Raw genomic sequence first — 16,244 nt, forward strand, 5'->3', positions numbered from 1 at the left:
TCCGCCTTCAAACCGTTTCAATTTACCTTTTGTAGAGCCAGTGTTTTGACTAATGGAATGCAGTTGTTGGCGATTTCTGGCCTGAGCGTCGAGAGCAGCCAGCTTCATCAACAAGGACTGTACTGGTTAGCCTGTGACGCCGCCGAAGACGCCTCCTTGCTATGCCGCCAGGTGGTCGAAGGCATGCCCGATAATGCCAGGGCAGCCCTGATCGCCGACGCGCAAGCCATGGATGACGTGCTGGGTGCGCTCGACGCAACGCGCGGCCCGGCCGAGCTCGCGTTGTATGAGGCCAACTCGCAAGCCACCCGTTATCTGGTTGAAGACCTGCCTCGTCTTGATGCCCGTGGGCGTGTGCTGGTGCTGCTGGCACCGGCACACGCCTGGGCGGATACCGAAGTCGAGCACTGGTGCAATGCGCTGCGCCCGGCGTTGTTGGCTGAAGCGGCGTTGCTGCTGGTCGTCACTGGGGGGCAGAGCACCGCCTTGGTCGAGCGCCTGCGCGTTTTCAACCAGTGCCTCGACGGCCTGGGGCAGGTGTACCGCGGCAAAGGTGGGGTGCGCTACCTGCAGCATTTCTGGAGCAACCCGCTTGGCAAAGCAGCCACCCGGGACATGGAGCTGACTCGGCTGAGCGCGGGGTTTGCCGTTGCTGCCACGCCTCAGGCACCCAGCGACACCGGTGGCGACGAGTTGCTGTGCCTGGCCCAGCGCCCGGTACTGGAAGGCGCGCCAGCCTTCTCTGAACACTGGCAGGTCTGCGAAAGCTTTGAGGAACTGGGGGGCAAAGCCAGCCGGGCGGTGTCTGCCACGGTGATCTTTGCCATGGACGGTGGGCAGCGTCTGGATAGCCTGGCGCGCCAACTGCACCACCTGCGGCAGTCGCGTGGCAACGCCTTGAAGCTGGTGGTGCGCGAAATGGCGCCGACCCTGCGTTATCAAGACGAACAGTTGCTGCTGGCTTGTGGTGCCAGCCAGATCGTGCCGTTCGGTGCCAGCTTGTCACGCTTCCTGACCATGGTCGAGAGCATCCAGGGTTACGTCTGGCGTCGACACCTGCCAACCGACTTCGATGCCTTGCTGGCACGCCTGCGGCCGCTGGCCATCTGTGGGTTGGTAGCGCCACGGGCGTTCGCCGAGGCTGTGCAAAGCATGTGGCACGGGGTGCGCAACGGCGAAATCGTCCACCAGTTGCTGGTGTTGCGTCCGGCGCCCGGCCTGACCCCGCTGCAGGCTTGCTCGCGTACGGTATTCCGCCGTGATGGCGACATTGCCTGCGTGGTTGGCGAGGTGCTGTTCCTGTTCCTGTTCGCTTGCCGCTCGGAAGGGGTCGAGCAGGCGCTTGACCACATCTTCCAGCTGTCATGGAAAGAGCTGTTCATCAGCCAGGAGGTGCTTGCCGGTGTCGACAGCCTGGCCACTCCGGCTTTCCTCGACCGCAACCTACCGCAGCCACCCCGCAGCGACACGGCGGCGCAACTGCCTGCACAGGCATGGTCGGCGCTGGCACCGCGCAAGGTTGGCCTGGCCAAGCGGGGTGGCGCATGAACTTCGTGCAACTGCTGCAGGTGGTCGGCATTACCGCACTCGTCACGCTGGGCCTGGCCTTGTTGCTCGTGCACCTGTGTTCGGCATTACGTGACGGGTTGCGCCGTCGCCTTCCCCCCCGTTACCTGAAACCGCTGGGCGTACGCCGCCGCGCTGCACACCAGGAACCCCAGAATGACTAATACCACCATCACCCTCCCGGTACTGGCCCGCTGGCCTGGACTGGGAGGGTGGAACCTCTATTTTTTTGCAAAGTTTCTGCTGGTCGCACTTGGCATGCTCGACTTCCAGGCGCTGCCGAACCTGTTGTTTGCTGCGTTTCTGCTTATCCCTTTGCCGGGCCAGTGGCTGCGTATTGCCCGGCAACTGCTGGCGGTGCCAATCGGTATCGCGCTTTTATACCAGGACACCTGGCTGCCACCCTTCAGCCGCTTGCTGGCGCAGCCGGGGGTGCTGGACTTCTCGTGGGACTATCTGCTCGAGCTGCTGGGCCGCTTCATCAACTGGAACCTGCTGGGGGCGCTGGCAATGTTGCTGGTGGGTTACCTGTACCTACGCCATTGGCTGCGCCTGAGCACCCTGAGCCTGCTGGGGTTGGCATGGCTGTCGGTCGGCGGCTTGCCGTTGCTGGGTGCAAGCCAGGCGCCCGGCGTGGCGGCGCGCACCGCAGCCGAACCTGCGCCTGCCTCTGCAGTAGCCGACAATGCCACGCTCGACAGCTGGCTTGAGCGCTTCTTCGCCAGTGAGCGCGAGCGGGTGACGGCGTTCCCGGCCGTGAATGCCGATGAGCAACCGTTCGACCTGCTGGTAATCAACATCTGCTCGCTGGCCTGGGATGATCTGTCTGCCGTGGGGCTGCGGGACAACCCGCTGTTGTCGCGCATGGACGTGATCTTCGACCAGTTCAACTCGGCGACCTCCTACAGCGGCCCGGCCGCCATCCGTGTGCTGCGTGCCAGCTGCGGACAGTCGTCGCACGCTGGCCTGTACCAACCGGCTCCGGAGCAGTGCCTGTTGTTCCAGAACCTGGCCCGGCTGGGTTTCCAGAGCAACACCTTGCTCAACCACAGCGGCCGGTTCGACAACTTCATCGGCGACATTACCCAGCAGCACATGCCGCAACCCGGCATGCGCAATACCGACTTTCCACGGGCGCTGGTGGGCTTCGACGGCTCGCCGATTGCCAGTGACCTGGATGTCCTGCGCCGTTGGTGGGGGCAACGCAAAGGCACCCCGGACGAGCATGTGTCACTGTTCTACAACAGCATCAGCCTGCATGACGGCAACCGTATCGTCACTGCCGACGGCGGTACCCGCGTGGCCGACTATGCCACCCGCGCCAATCGCCTGTTTGGCGAGCTTGGCACCTTCCTTGACGAACTGGAGCGCAGTGGCCGCCGGGTAGTGGTGGCCATTGTCCCTGAGCATGGGGCCGCGTTGCATGGTGACCGTATGCAGTTGTCTGGCATGCGCGAAATTCCCACGCCGTCGATTACCCATGTGCCGGTCGGCCTGAAGTTCATCGGCATGGGCCAGCCTGCCCGCAACGAGCCGCTGCGGGTCACTGCTGCCACCAGCTACCTGGCGCTGTCCGAGCTGATCTCGCGTGTGTATGCGGGCCTCGGCCAGCAGCAGGTGCTGGATGTGCCCGGCCTGCTGACCGACCTGCCAACCACCGAGCAGGTTGCCGAAACCTCTGGTGCACAGGTGCTGAATTACCAGGGGCGTGCCTACATGCGCCTGCAAGGCCAGCCTGACTGGCAGCCCATTCCGAAGGAGCGCCCATGATCACTGGCAAGTCAGACCCGTCCGACCGTAGCGACGATATTGCCCAGTTGCGTCAGCACCTGGACATGCCAGAGCTGAACTACCAGGACATCTCGATGCTGGTGGGCGTTCAGCAGGCCCTGCAGCGCTGGCCATTGCTGGGTGAAAGCTGCAGGGCCAGCAGCGACGATGCGCTGTACGCGGCTGTCACCCAGCGCGAGAGGGTCGCGCCATGACCAGCCTGGCATTGCATGGGGTACGCGGAGGCCTGGGGCGCAGCGCCTTGCTGGCTGCATTGGGCTACGCGCTGCAGGGCGTGGGCGAGCGGGTGCTGCTGATTGACCTGTGCCCAAGCAACTTGCTCGGGCTGCACTTCAACCTGCCGCTGGATACGTCCGAGGGTTGGGCGCTGGCCGAGCGGGAAGGGCGGCCGTTCAGCGATGCCGTGTACGAGGTGCTCGATGGCCTGTGCCTGCTGCCGTATGGCAACCTGCCTGGCGGTGCGCAGCACCGCGTGCCCGATGCGCAGTCATGGCGCGCTCGCCAGGTCGAGCTGGCCGAGCATTTCGACTGGCTGTTGTACGACCTGCCGCAACTGCCGGGCGATACCACCGGCAATGGCATCGAGACTGATGTACGGGTACTGGTGGCAGAAGCCGAAATGGCCAGCCACCTGCTGCTCGGGCGACGCCCGCTCGAGCACTTCGACATGCTGCTGGTCAACCGCTACGACCCGGCCAGCCGCTTGCAGAGCGACCTGTTGATGGTGTGGCGTGATCTGTTTCGTGATCGCTTGCCGATCCAGGTGGTCCATCGCGACGAAGCCTTCCTCGAAGCGCTGGCGTACAAGGCTCCCCTGGGTCTTTACGCACCGCAGAGCCTGGCCTGCCGGGATGTGCAAAGCCTGGCGGTGCGCTGTCTGACGAGGCGCCAGCCGTGACCCTGACCCCTTTGTCGGCCTATACCTGGTTCACCGTCCGTGGCGCGCGTCTGCCGGTCGCATGGCTGTTCACCCTCGGCGTGTGGCTGGCCTTCCTGTTTCTGCGCCTGGAGTCACCCGCCTGGCAGGCGCTGCTGGCCGAGCGCCAACGCCTGTACCCGCAACTGGCGGGCAAGCGCCCAACCCTGGGTGACCCGCTGCGTCTGTTGATCCAGAGCCTGTGGTTGTTGCTGCGGCGCCAACCGCAGGCACGTACAACAGGGCCTGGCCGCCGCGCGTTGGGCGCGGTGCGCATGCACCTGCGGGCGGCAGGCGGGGTGGCGCGCCACTACCGCGGCCTGCTGATCGATGCATTGCAACAGGTGCCCGCGCGCTACCGCGCCAGTGCTTTCAGGCACCAGGCCTCGGCACGCCTGCGCGGCCTGAGCGTGTTTGCCCGGCGGGCGTTCTACAGCGTACTGACGGTGTTCGCCCTCAGCCTCGCCCTGCTGTGCGTGACGGAACCGTTCGGCTATCTGGCGCAACTGATGTTCATCTGCCTGCTGCTGGTCATCGCCCTGCTGGTGCGACACATGCCGGGGCGTTTCCCGACCCTGATGCTGATCGTGCTGTCGACCATCATCTCGTGCCGCTATCTGTGGTGGCGCTACACCTCGACCCTGAACTGGAACGACACCACCGACTTGGTATTCGGGGTGATCCTGTTGGCGGCGGAAACCTATTCGTGGTTCGTGCTGATCCTGGGTTACATCCAGACCAGCTGGCCATTGCAGCGCAAGCCGGCAAACCTCCCGGCCAACGCCAGGCACTGGCCAACCGTCGATTTGCTGATCCCCACCTACAACGAAGACCTGTCAGTGGTGCGCACCACGGTAATGGCCGCGCTGGGCCTGGACTGGCCACGCGAGTGCCTGCGCATCTATATCCTCGATGATGGCCGCCGCGACGCGTTTCGTGCCTTTGCCGACGAAGTCGGGGTAGGGTATATCGTGCGGCCCGACAGCAAGCATGCCAAGGCCGGCAACCTCAACCATGCGCTGGGCGTCACCGACAGCGAGTTGATCGCCATCTTCGATTGCGACCATGTGCCGGTGCGCTCCTTCCTGCAACTGACCGTGGGCTGGTTCCTCAAGGACGCTAAACTGGCGCTGGTGCAGACACCGCACCATTTCTTCTCGCCTGACCCGTTCGAGCGCAATCTCGGCTCGTTCCGCCGCCGCCCCAACGAAGGGGAGCTGTTCTACGGTCTGATCCAGGACGGCAACGATATGTGGAACGCGGCGTTTTTCTGCGGCTCGTGTGCTGTGCTGCGCCGCACTGCGCTGGAAAGCATCGGTGGTTTTGCCGTCGAGACCGTGACCGAAGATGCCCACACCGCCCTGCGCCTGCATCGCCAAGGGTGGACGTCAGCCTACCTGAGCATTCCGCAGGCTGCGGGCCTGGCCACTGAAAGCCTGTCGGCGCACATCGGCCAGCGCATTCGCTGGGCCCGTGGGATGGTGCAGATCTTCCGCACCGACAACCCGCTATTCGGGCGTGGCCTTAGCCTGTTCCAGCGGGTGTGCTACGCCAACGCGATGCTGCACTTCCTGGCCGGCCTGCCGCGGCTGGTGTTCCTGACGGCGCCACTGGCGTTCCTGTTGCTGCATGCCTACATCATCTACGCACCGGCATTGATGATTCTGCTGTACGTGCTGCCACACATGATCCACGCCAGCCTGACCAACTCGCGCATGCAGGGCAAGTACCGACAAACCTTCTGGGGCGAGGTCTACGAGACCGTACTGGCCTGGTACATCGCCCGCCCGACCACGGTGGCGCTGTTCGCGCCGAAAAAAGGCACGTTCAACGTCACCGCCAAGGGCGGCCTGATGGAGCAGGAACAGTTCGACTGGCGCATCGCCCAACCTTACCTGTGGCTGGCGGCGCTCAACGTGGTGGGTCTGGGCTTTGCGGGGTGGCGCCTGGTCACCGGCCCGACGGCAGAAATCGGCACGGTGATCGTCAGCTCGCTGTGGGTGATCTACAACCTGCTGATCATCGGTGCCGCAGTTGCGGTGGCCGCCGAAGTGCGCCAGGTGCGCCGCGCCCATCGGGTGCAGATGCGCTTGCCGGCGGGGCTGATGCTGGCCAGCGGTCATGCCTACCCCTGCACCCTGGTCGACTACTCCGACGGCGGTATCGGCCTGCAGGTACAGCCCGGTCTGGAGCTGAAACCGGGGGAGCAGGTACGCCTGCTGCTCAACCGCGGCCAGCGCGAGTTCGCCTTCCAGGCGTGCGTCACCCGTACCGTCGGGCAACACGTGGGCCTGGTGTTCCGCGACCTCGCCCTGCAGCAGCGTATCGACCTGGTCCACTGCACCTTTGCCCGCGCCGATGCCTGGCTTGGCTGGAACGAGCAGCACGAGGTCGAGCGCCCGCTGCGCAGCCTGATCGATGTGTTGAAGCTGGGCGGCGTCGGTTACGTGCGCCTGGTTGAGCACATGCCGCCATGGCTGCGGGCGTGGTTGCGCCCGTTGCGTTCGCTGGCGCTGTGGCTGGCCAGCTACTGGCCCCGCACACCGCGGGCAATCCCTTCCATGAACCCTGTTGATCGAGACGCATGATGACTGGTTATCCCGCGCGTACCTGGGGCCTGGCGATGGCGCTGTTTACCGCCTTGTCGCAGAGCGCCGCTGCTGCTTCTGTAGCTCCGCTTGCCGAGCCTGCGGTACCCACACCCACGGTACCAAACTGGCAGGTTGCGAAAACCTTCGAGCAGCTTGGACATGCGTCCGACAGCCTGCTGCTGGGGGTACGCAACAGCGAGCATATTGAGTTCGGCCTGCGTCGCGATCGCCTGGCCACCGATGCCAGCTTGCAACTGGACTACACGCCTTCGCCAGCCTTGCTGCCGAACCTGTCGCACTTGCGCGTCTACCTCAACGACGAGCTGATGGGCGTAGTTCCGGTGGAAAAAGAGCAGTTGGGCCAGCGTGTGCGTCGCCAGCTGCCGTTGGACCCGAAACTGCTCGGCGACTTCAACCGGGTACGTCTGGAGTTTGTCGGGCACTATACCGATGTCTGCGAAGACCCGGCCCACAGCGGCCTGTGGCTTAACCTTAACCGCAAGAGCCAGGTACAGTTGCACGAGCAGGCGCTGGTGCTGGAAAACGACCTGGCGTATTTCCCGTTGCCGTTCTTCGATACCCGCGACACCGGCAAGGTAGTGCTGCCGGTGGTGTTCAGCGGCGTGCCGAGCCTGGGCGAGCAGCGTGCGGCGGCAATCCTGGCATCCTACTTCGGCAGTCAGGCCGGTTGGCGCAAGGCCAGCTTCCCTGTGCTGTACAACCACCTGCCGGCCCGTGGCGAAAAACCTGCACCGAGCATCGTGTTTGCCAGCAACGACCGTCGCCCGGCGTTCCTCGCCGATCTGCAGCAGTTCCCGCCAGTCGACGGCGCCGTGCTGCAGGTGATCGATCACCCGGACGACCGCTTCAGCAAAGTGCTGCTGGTGCTGGGCCGTAACGACGACGACCTGATCAAGGCCGCCTCGGCGCTGGCGGTCGGCAACAATCTGTTCCGCGGCGCGCGCGTCAAAGTGGAACAGATGACCGCGCTGCAACCGCGTCAGCCCTACGATGCGCCGAACTGGACGCGCACCGACCGGCCGGTTCGATTTGCCGAGCTGCTGGATTACCCCGAGCAACTGCAAGTCAGCGGCCTGCAACCGCGGCCGGTGACACTGGAACTGAACCTGCCGCCCGACTTGTTCGTCTGGCGCAACCAGGGTATTCCGCTGCGCACCCTGTACCGCTATACGGCGCCAGCGGTGACCGACGAATCGCGCCTGAGCATCAGCGTCAACGATCAGTACATCACCAGCATGCCGCTGGTGGGTAATGACCGGCGCGGCGGTACCCTTGAAGAAATGCGCCTGGCAGTGCTGTCCGGTGACAACACTGCATTGACCGAGAACTCGCTGGTGCCGGCGCTGAAGATTGGCGACCGTAACCGCCTGCGCTTCGACTTCAGCTTTGCCAGTACCCTGGGCAGCGCCCAGCGCGATCGCTGCCAGACCTCGCTGCCGGTGGACGTGCGTGCAGCGATCGACGACAACTCCACCATCGACCTTTCCGGTTACCACCATTACATCGCCATGCCCGACCTGCGTGCATTCGCCCGCAGTGGCTTCCCGTTCAGCCGCATGGCCGACCTGTCCGAGACGCTGGTCATCATGCCGGCCCAACCCACGGCGATGCAGGTCGGCACTTTGCTCGACACGGTTGGCGGGTTGGCCGGACAGATCGGTTACCCGGCGCTTGGCCTGCAATTGATCGACGACTGGCAACAGGTCGCAGCGGCAGACGCCGACTTGCTGCTGATCGGCAGCCTGCCCGAGGCCCTGCGCGACGCGCCCGACCTTGGCCTGTTGCTCAGCGCCCAGCGTGACTGGTTGCTGCAGGGCCGCAGCGCATCGTTGCCCGGTGGCCAGCGTTTCGATACTGAGCCGGTGGCTGCAAGCAGCCGCGTGGCGGTCAGCGCCCAGGCGCCGATTGCGGCCATCACCGGGCTGAAGTCGCCGTTCCACGAGCAGCGCAGTGTTGTGGCCTTGCTGGCCAACAGCGACAGCGATTACGCATTGCTGCGCGACGTGCTTGGCGATGTAGGCAAGCTCGATGCGGTGGCGGGTTCGGTAACGCTGGTACGCAGCAGTGGCGTGAGCAGCCAGTTCGTCGGCGAGCACTACTTCGTGGGCGCGCTGCCGTGGTGGCTGCTGCTGTGGTTCCACTTGTCCGAGCACCCTGTGTTGCTGGCGGTGATCGCGGCTGTTTGCGTGGTGCTGTTCGCCTTCTTGTTGTGGCGGGCACTGCGCTGGGCAGGCAAGCGCCGCTTGGGTGAGGCGGGGTGATGATGCGTCAGATGCTGGTAGGGCTGGTCGCCTTAGGCCTGCCCGTTTTCGCCAATGCCGGGTCGGTTTGCCCATGGCCTGCCTGGGAGCGGTTCAAGGCCGAGCTGGTGAGTGTGGATGGGCGGGTCATCGACCCGAGTGACGAGCGCCTGATCACCACCTCGGAAGGGCAGAGTTACGCGCTGTTCTTCGCCCTGGTAGGCAACGACCGACAAACCTTCGCGCAGTTGCTGCGTTGGACCAGCAACAACCTCGCCGAGGGTGACCTGGCCCGGCATCTGCCTGCCTGGCTGTGGGGCCGTGACGGGCAGCAGCAGTGGCAGGTGCTGGACGCCAACAACGCCAGCGATGCCGATCTGTGGATCGCCTACAGCCTGCTGGAAGCAGGGCGGTTGTGGGACCAGCCGGCCTACACGCAACTGGGCCAGCACCTGCTGTGGCGTATCGCCGCGCAGACCGTGCGCAAGCTTCCAGGCCTTGGCGTGATGTTGCTGCCAGGTGACTACGGCTTCGAAGACGCCCAGGGTACCCGCCTGAACCCCAGCTACCTGCCGCTGCAGTTGCTCGACCGCTTCAGCGAGGTGGACCCCTTGTGGGGGGAGCTGGCGGCCAACACGCGGCGTTTGTGGTTGGCATCGTCGCCAAAGGGCTTTGCACCGGACTGGTTGCTGTGGACGCCGGCCGGAAAGCCAGCGGCAGACACGAAACATGGCAATGCCGGTGATTATGACGCCATTCGTGTGTACCTGTGGGTCGGCATGTTGGCCGAGGGGGCGGCGCAACGCCGCGAACTGGTCGCCCATTATGCGCCGATGGCGGCATTGACCCAGCGCCAGGGGCTACCTCCTGAGCACCTGGATGCACGTAGCGGTGAAGCCCGCGGCCATGGCCCGGCGGGTTTCTCTGCGGCCTTGCTGCCATTGCTTGCTGCCTCGCCAGAGCACGTGGCCGGCCTGGCGGCCCAGCGCCAGCGCTTGCGCGAACAACCGGTCGAGGCCAAGGCGTATTACAGCCAGGTGCTGGCGCTGTTCGGCCAGGGCTTCGACGAGGCCCGTTACCGTTTTGACCCGCACGGCCGCCTGTTGCCGGCCTGGAGTGCGCCATGCAGCGAATGATCGGCGTGTTGATGCTGGCGGCAATAACCTGCCAGGCAGATGCACAACCCAAGGATATCGATGAACAGCGCCAATGGCTGCTGGACCAGGTACGCCGCGGCGAAGCGCTGCACCGTGACGACCTGGTGCGCGATGCGCTGGGCCGTTTGCAGTTGCTTGAGCCGCGCAACCCGGAGGTATTGCTGGCGGCCTTGAGCCTGGCATTGCGCGAGAAGAACAGCAGTGAAGCCGAGCAGTTGAGTGCGCGGATCAGTGCCGTGGCGCCTGGCAGCCTGCAAGCACGTCAGGCCGCACGCCTGCTTGAACTTCAACAACCGGCGCCTGCGCGGCGCTTGCAGCAGGCGCGTCTGCTGGCGGTTACCGGCCGTAATGAAGAGGCGCTGGCGATGTACGAACAGTTGTTTGCCGGCGAACCACCCAGCCTTGAATTGGCCCTGGACTACTGGCGCGTGCGCGGCAACCTGCCAGGCCAACGCCCTGAGGCGATCCGCCAGTTGCAGCGGTTGGATCAGCAGTACCCGGGCAGTGCCGGGCTGCGCCAGACACTGGCCGGTTGGTTGTTCGCCGAAAAGCGTGACCGCGAGGCCTTGGCCCTGCTCGATCAGCTGGCGCGAGACCCCGGTGCACGGGATGCCGCTGCCCAGCGCGAGTTCGACTACCTGTCCGGGCAAGCCGTGAGTGCAACCAGCGCGGCAGCCTGGCAGGCCTTTCTTCAGCGTTACCCAGCTTCACCGTTGTTGGCACAGGCCAGCGAGACCTTGCAACAGCAGCGCAAGCTGCTGGCCGACCCGGCATGGCAGGCCGGTCAACGGGGTAAGGCATTGCTCGACAAGGGCCGTAATGCCGAAGCTGAAACGCAGCTGCGCCGCGCCCTGCGCCAGTACCCGGGCGATGCCAGCCTGCATGGGGCCCTGGGTTATGCGTTGATGCGCCAGGGCCGCCATGAAGACGCCCATGCGGCGTTCCGCGCGGCGAGCGCCAAGGAGCAGGACACCTACTGGATCAGCCAATGGAAGGACCTGGAGTCGTCCAGCCAGTATTGGGCCCTGCTGAAGAAAGCCGAGCAGGCCCTGGAGGCGAAAGACGTGCGCGGTGCGCGCGCACTTTACCGGCAGGCTCGCCAGCAACGGCCAAAGGATGAATACGCGTTGTTGGGCCTGGCAGATGTCTCGCTGGCCGAGGGCGATGTGGCGGCTGCCGAGCGGCAGTACCTGCAGGTACGGCGTATGGCGCCGGATAACGAAAGTGCCGTGCGCGGCTTGATGCGCGTTTACCAGGCGCAGTCGCCAGGCAAGGCGCAGGCATACCTGGACAGCCTGCCACCACGGCAGCAGGCGCAGTTCGCCAGCCTGCGACGCAGCCTGGAACTTGCGCGCCTGCGCCAGCAAGGGGACGAAGCCCTGCAGCGCGAGGACTGGTCGACGGCCAGCCATGTGCTGGGCCAGGCTTCAGCCCTGGCTCCCGATGAGCCTTGGCTGGTGTATCAGCTGGCCAACAGTCTGCGTCACCAAGGGCGCACTGGCGAGGCCGACGCGGCATTTGCCAGGCTGGTGCAGCACCAGCCACGTGATCCGGCAACGCGCTATGCCCACGGCCTGTTCCTGGAGTCCAGCGACCGTGATGCCTTGGCTCTGGACAGTCTGAGAGCGGTACCTCAGGCGACCTGGAGCGCGGACATGCACGCGCTGGAGCAACGTGTTCAACGGCGTATGACCCTGGCCTCTGCGCAGCAGTTGCAGGCACAAGGCCGCGGTGCCGAGGCGACAGCCTTGCTTGAAGCCGGCCTGGCGCGTGGTGAAGGCAGCTCGGACGACTTGATGCTGTTGGCTGACTGGGCAGCCGCGCGTGGTGAACATGGCAAGGCGCGCAGCTATTACCAGCGTGTGCTGGTCGCGCAGCCTGGGCGTCCTGATGCACGCCTTGGGGTGATGGAAAGCGCCGTGGCCGAAGGCAACCTGCAGCAGGCCCGGCACATGCTGGGCGTGAAGGTGCCACAATTTGCCGCTGATGACGGCAACGCCCAGCGGCGCCTGGCGGCGCTGTGGACCGCGTTGGGCGAACACGATCAGGCGGCCAGGCTGCTTGACCGGATTGCCGCGCAGCAGACGCGACCCGATCCGTTGTTGCGACGCGACGCAGCCCGCCTGGTAGCGCAGGATGATCCTCAACGAGCATTGGACCTTTACGCGGCAGCGATGGCTGATGCGCAGTTGCTGGACCGTGCTGCCGTAGCGCCACGGGATGACCGTGCATTGACCCTGGCCAGCCGCGAGCGGGATGGCGACGACTGGCTGGCCCGCAGCCTGCGCAGTGATGTGGACGCCCTGTATCGCCAGCGCAATACCCATGTGACGCTGATGCATGACTACGGCTGGCGCGAGGATGACGGTACGCCCGGCACGTCGGAGCTGAGTACCCAGTCGACCTTGTTGCATGTCGACACTCCTTGGCAGGAGGGCACCGCGTTTGCGCGAGTAGAGCGCATTGGCATGGATGCGGGGTCGTTCGAGCCGAACGATCAGGGAAGCTACACCCCCGACTTCGGCAGCTGCCAGTTTGTTGGCCAGACCGCTGACGGCAAAACACTGCCCGCGTGCACGGGGGGATCGCAGACTGCAAACGGCAGCCTGTTGGCGTTGGGTTGGCAGGGCAGCCGCTGGGCGTTCGACCTGGGCACCACCCAGGGCTATGCAATCAACAACTGGCTGGGCGGCGCAACGGTCAACGGTGACCTCGGGCAGGTTGGCTGGTCGCTGACCGCCTCGCGCCGGCCGATGAGCAATTCATTGCTGTCGTTCGCCGGCGCACGCGACCGCCCGACGGGCGTGCGCTGGGGCGGGGTCACTGCCAATGGCGCCACGCTCGGACTGAGCTGGGACCAAGGTGGCGACAACGGAGTGTGGGCCAGCCTGGGGCACCATTGGCTGTACGGCGAAAACGTGGCCGACAACCAGCGGACCCGGGCCATGGCCGGCTTTTACCACCGCGTGGTGGAAAAGGCCGACGAGCGTGTCCGTGTTGGCGTGACGCTGATGCACTGGCGCCATGACAAGGACCTGGGCGGCTACAGCCTGGGGCAGGGCGGTTACTACAGCCCGCAGCGCTACAGTTCGGTGGGCGTGCCGGTCAGTTATGCCTGGCGCAACTACGACTGGTCGCTGCTGCTGGAAGGTTCCGTCAGCTGGTCTCAGGCTCATAGTGGCAGTAGCCGCTTGTACCCGGACGCGCACATCAACCGCAAGGTACTGGCGAATTATGGCGTCGACTCCAACATCGATGCGATGACCGAAGCCAGCGACAGCAGCGGGTTGGGCTACCGCCTGCGCGGTCTGTTCGAACGGCGCCTGAGTGACCAGTGGGTACTGGGCGGCGGCTTCGACTGGCAGCACAGCGATGACTATGCGCCTAGCCATGGCATGCTCTACCTGCGCTACCTGTTCGAACCGTGGCGAGGCAACCTGGCCCTGCCGGTGACACCGCTGGAGCCTTACAGCGAGTGGCGGTGACGGCAATCGCTGCGTTGCAAGGGGCGCGCCTGCACGGGGCGATGCGGGCCAAGGGTTGACACCAGGCACGCCGCCCCACCATTATCCAGCCATACCTACGCAACGGGCTTGCCAGCATGTCCACATCCAACCACGCCATTTCCGCTTCGGGCTTCATCGCTCAGGCAGACGCGTGCGTTGCCGTTGCCAAGAAATCCAAGAAACAGCCGCTCATCTGACCGAGGCGCGCTGTCTCGTCAGGTGGGCTGACGAGACAGAAGGCGCCAGGTATCCCTGCCACCACTTCCACTCTTCGCCCTGCTGACGCTGACTTTCGGTCAACATCAGGAGTTTTTGCATGTCGAATTTCCGTGGTATCTGGATCGCCCTCGTCACGCCAATGCGCGCCAATGAAATCGACTTCCCAGGCCTGGAAAAGCTGGTGAAGAAGCTGCTCGAAGACGGTGTGGCCGGTTTTGTGGTGTGCGGTACCACGGGTGAGGCAGCGGCGTTGTCCAAGGCCGAGCAACTGGCAGTGCTGGATGCCGTGCTGGCCTGGGTGGAGCCTGGCAGGGTGGTGATGGGCCTGTCAGGTTACAACCTGCGTGAGTTGCTGGCCTTCCAGGCTGAAATCCAGCAGCGTGACATTGGCGGACTGCTGGTTCCCGCACCTTGCTACATCCGCCCTTCGCAGGCTGGCATCGAAGCCTTCTTCGCCACCGTGGCCGATGCCGCCAGCGTGCCAGTGATCGTGTACGACATTCCCTACCGCACTGGCGTACGCATGGAACGTGAAACCCTGCGCCGTATCGTGCGCCATCCACGCATTGCAGCGGTGAAAGACTGTGGCGGTGACAGCGAGACGACCATGGCCCTGATCGAGGACGGCCACGCCCAGGTGCTGGCCGGTGAAGACCTGCAGATCTTCAATAACCTGTGCCTGGGTGGGGCAGGGGCCATTTCAGCCTCCGCACATGTGCGCGCCGACCTTTACGTACGCATGGTGCAGCAGGTTGACAGCGGTGATTGGGCCGCCGCGCGGGGTACGTTCTACCAGTTGCTGCCCTGGATCAAAGTGGCCTTTGCCGAGCCCAACCCGGCCGTGGTCAAGGCGGCATTGCAGCTGCAAAGCCTGATTGCAGACGAGCTGCGCGAGCCCATGCAGGCGTGCACGAATACCACCCGAGACAAGTTGCAAAGCGTGCTGTGTTCACTCGGCGCCTGAAGCGGCAACGGTTGATGGCGGGTTGACAAGCCGCCACACCCGGCATATACCGTTGGTTGTCAGGAGCCGCGCATCAATGGCGATGTCGCAGCCTCCACCCCGAACCCAAAGAGCAAATGAGCTCTCTCCGCATGCGGAGAGGGCTTTTTTTCGTCCCTGAAAAATAACAACAAGAGGTGGTCAACATGCGTCATGGTGATATTTCCAGCAGCAATGACACCGTCGGCGTCGCCGTGGTCAACTATAAGATGCCGCGCCTGCATACCCGCGATGAAGTGCTCGAAAACGCCAGGAAAATCGCCGACATCATTGTCGGCATGAAGCAGGGGCTGCCGGGCATGGATCTGGTGATTTTTCCGGAGTACAGCCTGCAGGGCATCATGTATGACCCGGCCGAAATGATGGAAACCGCCGTGGCCATACCCGGCGTGGAAACCGAAGTGTTCGCCCAGGCCTGCCGCAAGGCCAATGTCTGGGGCGTGTTTTCGCTGACCGGCGAGCGCCATGAAGAGCACCCGCGCAAATCCCCCTATAACACGCTGGTGCTGATCGACAACAATGGCGAGATCGTGCAGAAGTACCGCAAGATCATCCCCTGGTGCCCGATCGAGGGTTGGTACCCGGGCGACCAGACCTACGTTGCCGATGGCCCCAAGGGCCTGAAAATCAGCATGATCATCTGCGATGACGGCAACTACCCGGAAATCTGGCGCGACTGTGCCATGAAAGGCGCCGAGCTGATCGTGCGCTGCCAGGGTTACATGTACCCGGCCAAGGACCAGCAGGTGCTGATGGCCAAGGCCATGGCGTGGGCTAACAACTGCTACGTTGCAGTGGCCAACGCCGCGGGCTTCGATGGTGTGTATTCCTACTTCGGTCACTCGGCAATCATCGGTTTCGATGGTCGTACACTCGGCGAGTGCGGTGAAGAGGAGATGGGTATCCAGTACGCCCAGCTGTCGATCTCGCAAATTCGCGATGCGCGGCAGAACGACCAGTCGCAAAACCACCTGTACAAGATCCTGCACCGTGGCTACAGCGGTATGCATTTGTCTGGCGACGGCGACCGCGGCATTGCCGAATGCCCATTCGAGTTCTACCGCACCTGGGTGCTGGATGCCGAGAAGGCCCGCGAGAACGTCGAGGCCCTGACACGGCGCACCTCGGGGGTGGCGCAGTGCCCGGTCGGCAGCCTTCCCTACGATGCCAAGGAAAAGGAAGCCCGCTGACGGGGTTGCCCAGCGTGCCTGCGGGCACGCTGTTTCACAAAGCG

11 protein-coding genes are annotated in these 16,244 nt (G+C 64.4%); all 11 read left to right on the forward strand.

The window, feature by feature from the left end; genetic code table 11:
- Positions 1-57 precede the first annotated feature (57 nt).
- The 11 genes from AC3WLP_RS12435 (at position 58) to AC3WLP_RS12485 (ending at position 16,200) form a co-directional block, all read left to right on the forward strand.
- Positions 58-1,548 carry a BcsE family c-di-GMP-binding protein gene (locus AC3WLP_RS12435; protein ID WP_088512735.1) on the forward strand — a complete coding sequence of 497 codons (1,491 nt, stop codon included), beginning with the start codon at positions 58-60 and terminating at the stop codon, positions 1,546-1,548.
- On the forward strand, positions 1,545-1,730 hold the full coding sequence (bcsF, locus tag AC3WLP_RS12440) for a cellulose biosynthesis protein BcsF (RefSeq protein WP_088512734.1): 186 nt from the start codon (positions 1,545-1,547) through the stop codon (positions 1,728-1,730). Before AC3WLP_RS12435 ends, bcsF begins: the two co-directional genes overlap by 4 nt.
- The gene (bcsG, locus tag AC3WLP_RS12445; RefSeq protein ID WP_088512733.1) at positions 1,723-3,336 is read left to right on the forward strand and encodes a cellulose biosynthesis protein BcsG; all 1,614 of its coding nucleotides are present in this window, start codon (positions 1,723-1,725) and stop codon (positions 3,334-3,336) included. Before bcsF ends, bcsG begins: the two co-directional genes overlap by 8 nt.
- Complete coding sequence (bcsR, locus tag AC3WLP_RS12450) at positions 3,333-3,551, forward strand: cellulose biosynthesis protein BcsR (protein WP_012052045.1); 219 nt, start codon at positions 3,333-3,335, stop codon at positions 3,549-3,551. The genes bcsG and bcsR overlap by 4 nt, the downstream gene beginning before the upstream one ends.
- The gene (gene bcsQ, locus AC3WLP_RS12455) at positions 3,548-4,255 is read left to right on the forward strand and encodes a cellulose biosynthesis protein BcsQ (RefSeq protein WP_012052046.1); all 708 of its coding nucleotides are present in this window, start codon (positions 3,548-3,550) and stop codon (positions 4,253-4,255) included. The genes bcsR and bcsQ overlap by 4 nt, the downstream gene beginning before the upstream one ends.
- The gene (bcsA, locus tag AC3WLP_RS12460) at positions 4,252-6,861 is read left to right on the forward strand and encodes a UDP-forming cellulose synthase catalytic subunit (protein WP_088512732.1); all 2,610 of its coding nucleotides are present in this window, start codon (positions 4,252-4,254) and stop codon (positions 6,859-6,861) included. The genes bcsQ and bcsA overlap by 4 nt, the downstream gene beginning before the upstream one ends.
- Positions 6,858-9,146, forward strand: a complete 2,289-nt coding sequence (gene bcsB, locus AC3WLP_RS12465; RefSeq protein WP_088512731.1) for a cellulose biosynthesis cyclic di-GMP-binding regulatory protein BcsB — start codon at positions 6,858-6,860, stop codon at positions 9,144-9,146. The genes bcsA and bcsB overlap by 4 nt, the downstream gene beginning before the upstream one ends.
- Entirely contained in the window at positions 9,146-10,261 is a 1,116-nt protein-coding gene (gene bcsZ, locus AC3WLP_RS12470) for a cellulose synthase complex periplasmic endoglucanase BcsZ (protein WP_014859243.1), read from the forward strand. Before bcsB ends, bcsZ begins: the two co-directional genes overlap by 1 nt.
- Complete coding sequence (gene bcsC, locus AC3WLP_RS12475; protein WP_088512730.1) at positions 10,249-13,767, forward strand: cellulose synthase complex outer membrane protein BcsC; 3,519 nt, start codon at positions 10,249-10,251, stop codon at positions 13,765-13,767. Before bcsZ ends, bcsC begins: the two co-directional genes overlap by 13 nt.
- A gap of 337 nt (positions 13,768-14,104) precedes the next feature.
- Positions 14,105-14,971, forward strand: coding sequence for a 4-hydroxy-tetrahydrodipicolinate synthase (dapA, locus tag AC3WLP_RS12480; RefSeq protein ID WP_088512729.1), 867 nt, complete (start codon positions 14,105-14,107; stop codon positions 14,969-14,971).
- A gap of 185 nt (positions 14,972-15,156) precedes the next feature.
- Positions 15,157-16,200, forward strand: coding sequence for an aliphatic amidase (locus AC3WLP_RS12485; protein ID WP_012052052.1), 1,044 nt, complete (start codon positions 15,157-15,159; stop codon positions 16,198-16,200).
- The last annotated feature ends 44 nt before the right edge of the window (positions 16,201-16,244 follow it).

Source organism: Pseudomonas sp. FW305-E2, from assembly GCF_058782925.1.

Bases quoted from the DNA above. Each gene is read 5' to 3' on its own strand.
- AC3WLP_RS12435 (WP_088512735.1), top strand. From the start codon at position 58: ATGCAGTTGTTGGCGATTTCTGGCCTGAGCGTCGAGAGCAGCCAGCTT.
- bcsF (WP_088512734.1), top strand. From the start codon at position 1,545: ATGAACTTCGTGCAACTGCTGCAGGTGGTCGGCATTACCGCACTCGTC.
- bcsG (WP_088512733.1), top strand. From the start codon at position 1,723: ATGACTAATACCACCATCACCCTCCCGGTACTGGCCCGCTGGCCTGGA.
- bcsR (WP_012052045.1), top strand. From the start codon at position 3,333: ATGATCACTGGCAAGTCAGACCCGTCCGACCGTAGCGACGATATTGCC.
- bcsQ (WP_012052046.1), top strand. From the start codon at position 3,548: ATGACCAGCCTGGCATTGCATGGGGTACGCGGAGGCCTGGGGCGCAGC.
- bcsB (WP_088512731.1), top strand. From the start codon at position 6,858: ATGATGACTGGTTATCCCGCGCGTACCTGGGGCCTGGCGATGGCGCTG.
- bcsZ (WP_014859243.1), top strand. From the start codon at position 9,146: ATGATGCGTCAGATGCTGGTAGGGCTGGTCGCCTTAGGCCTGCCCGTT.
- bcsC (WP_088512730.1), top strand. From the start codon at position 10,249: ATGCAGCGAATGATCGGCGTGTTGATGCTGGCGGCAATAACCTGCCAG.
- dapA (WP_088512729.1), top strand. From the start codon at position 14,105: ATGTCGAATTTCCGTGGTATCTGGATCGCCCTCGTCACGCCAATGCGC.
- AC3WLP_RS12485 (WP_012052052.1), top strand. From the start codon at position 15,157: ATGCGTCATGGTGATATTTCCAGCAGCAATGACACCGTCGGCGTCGCC.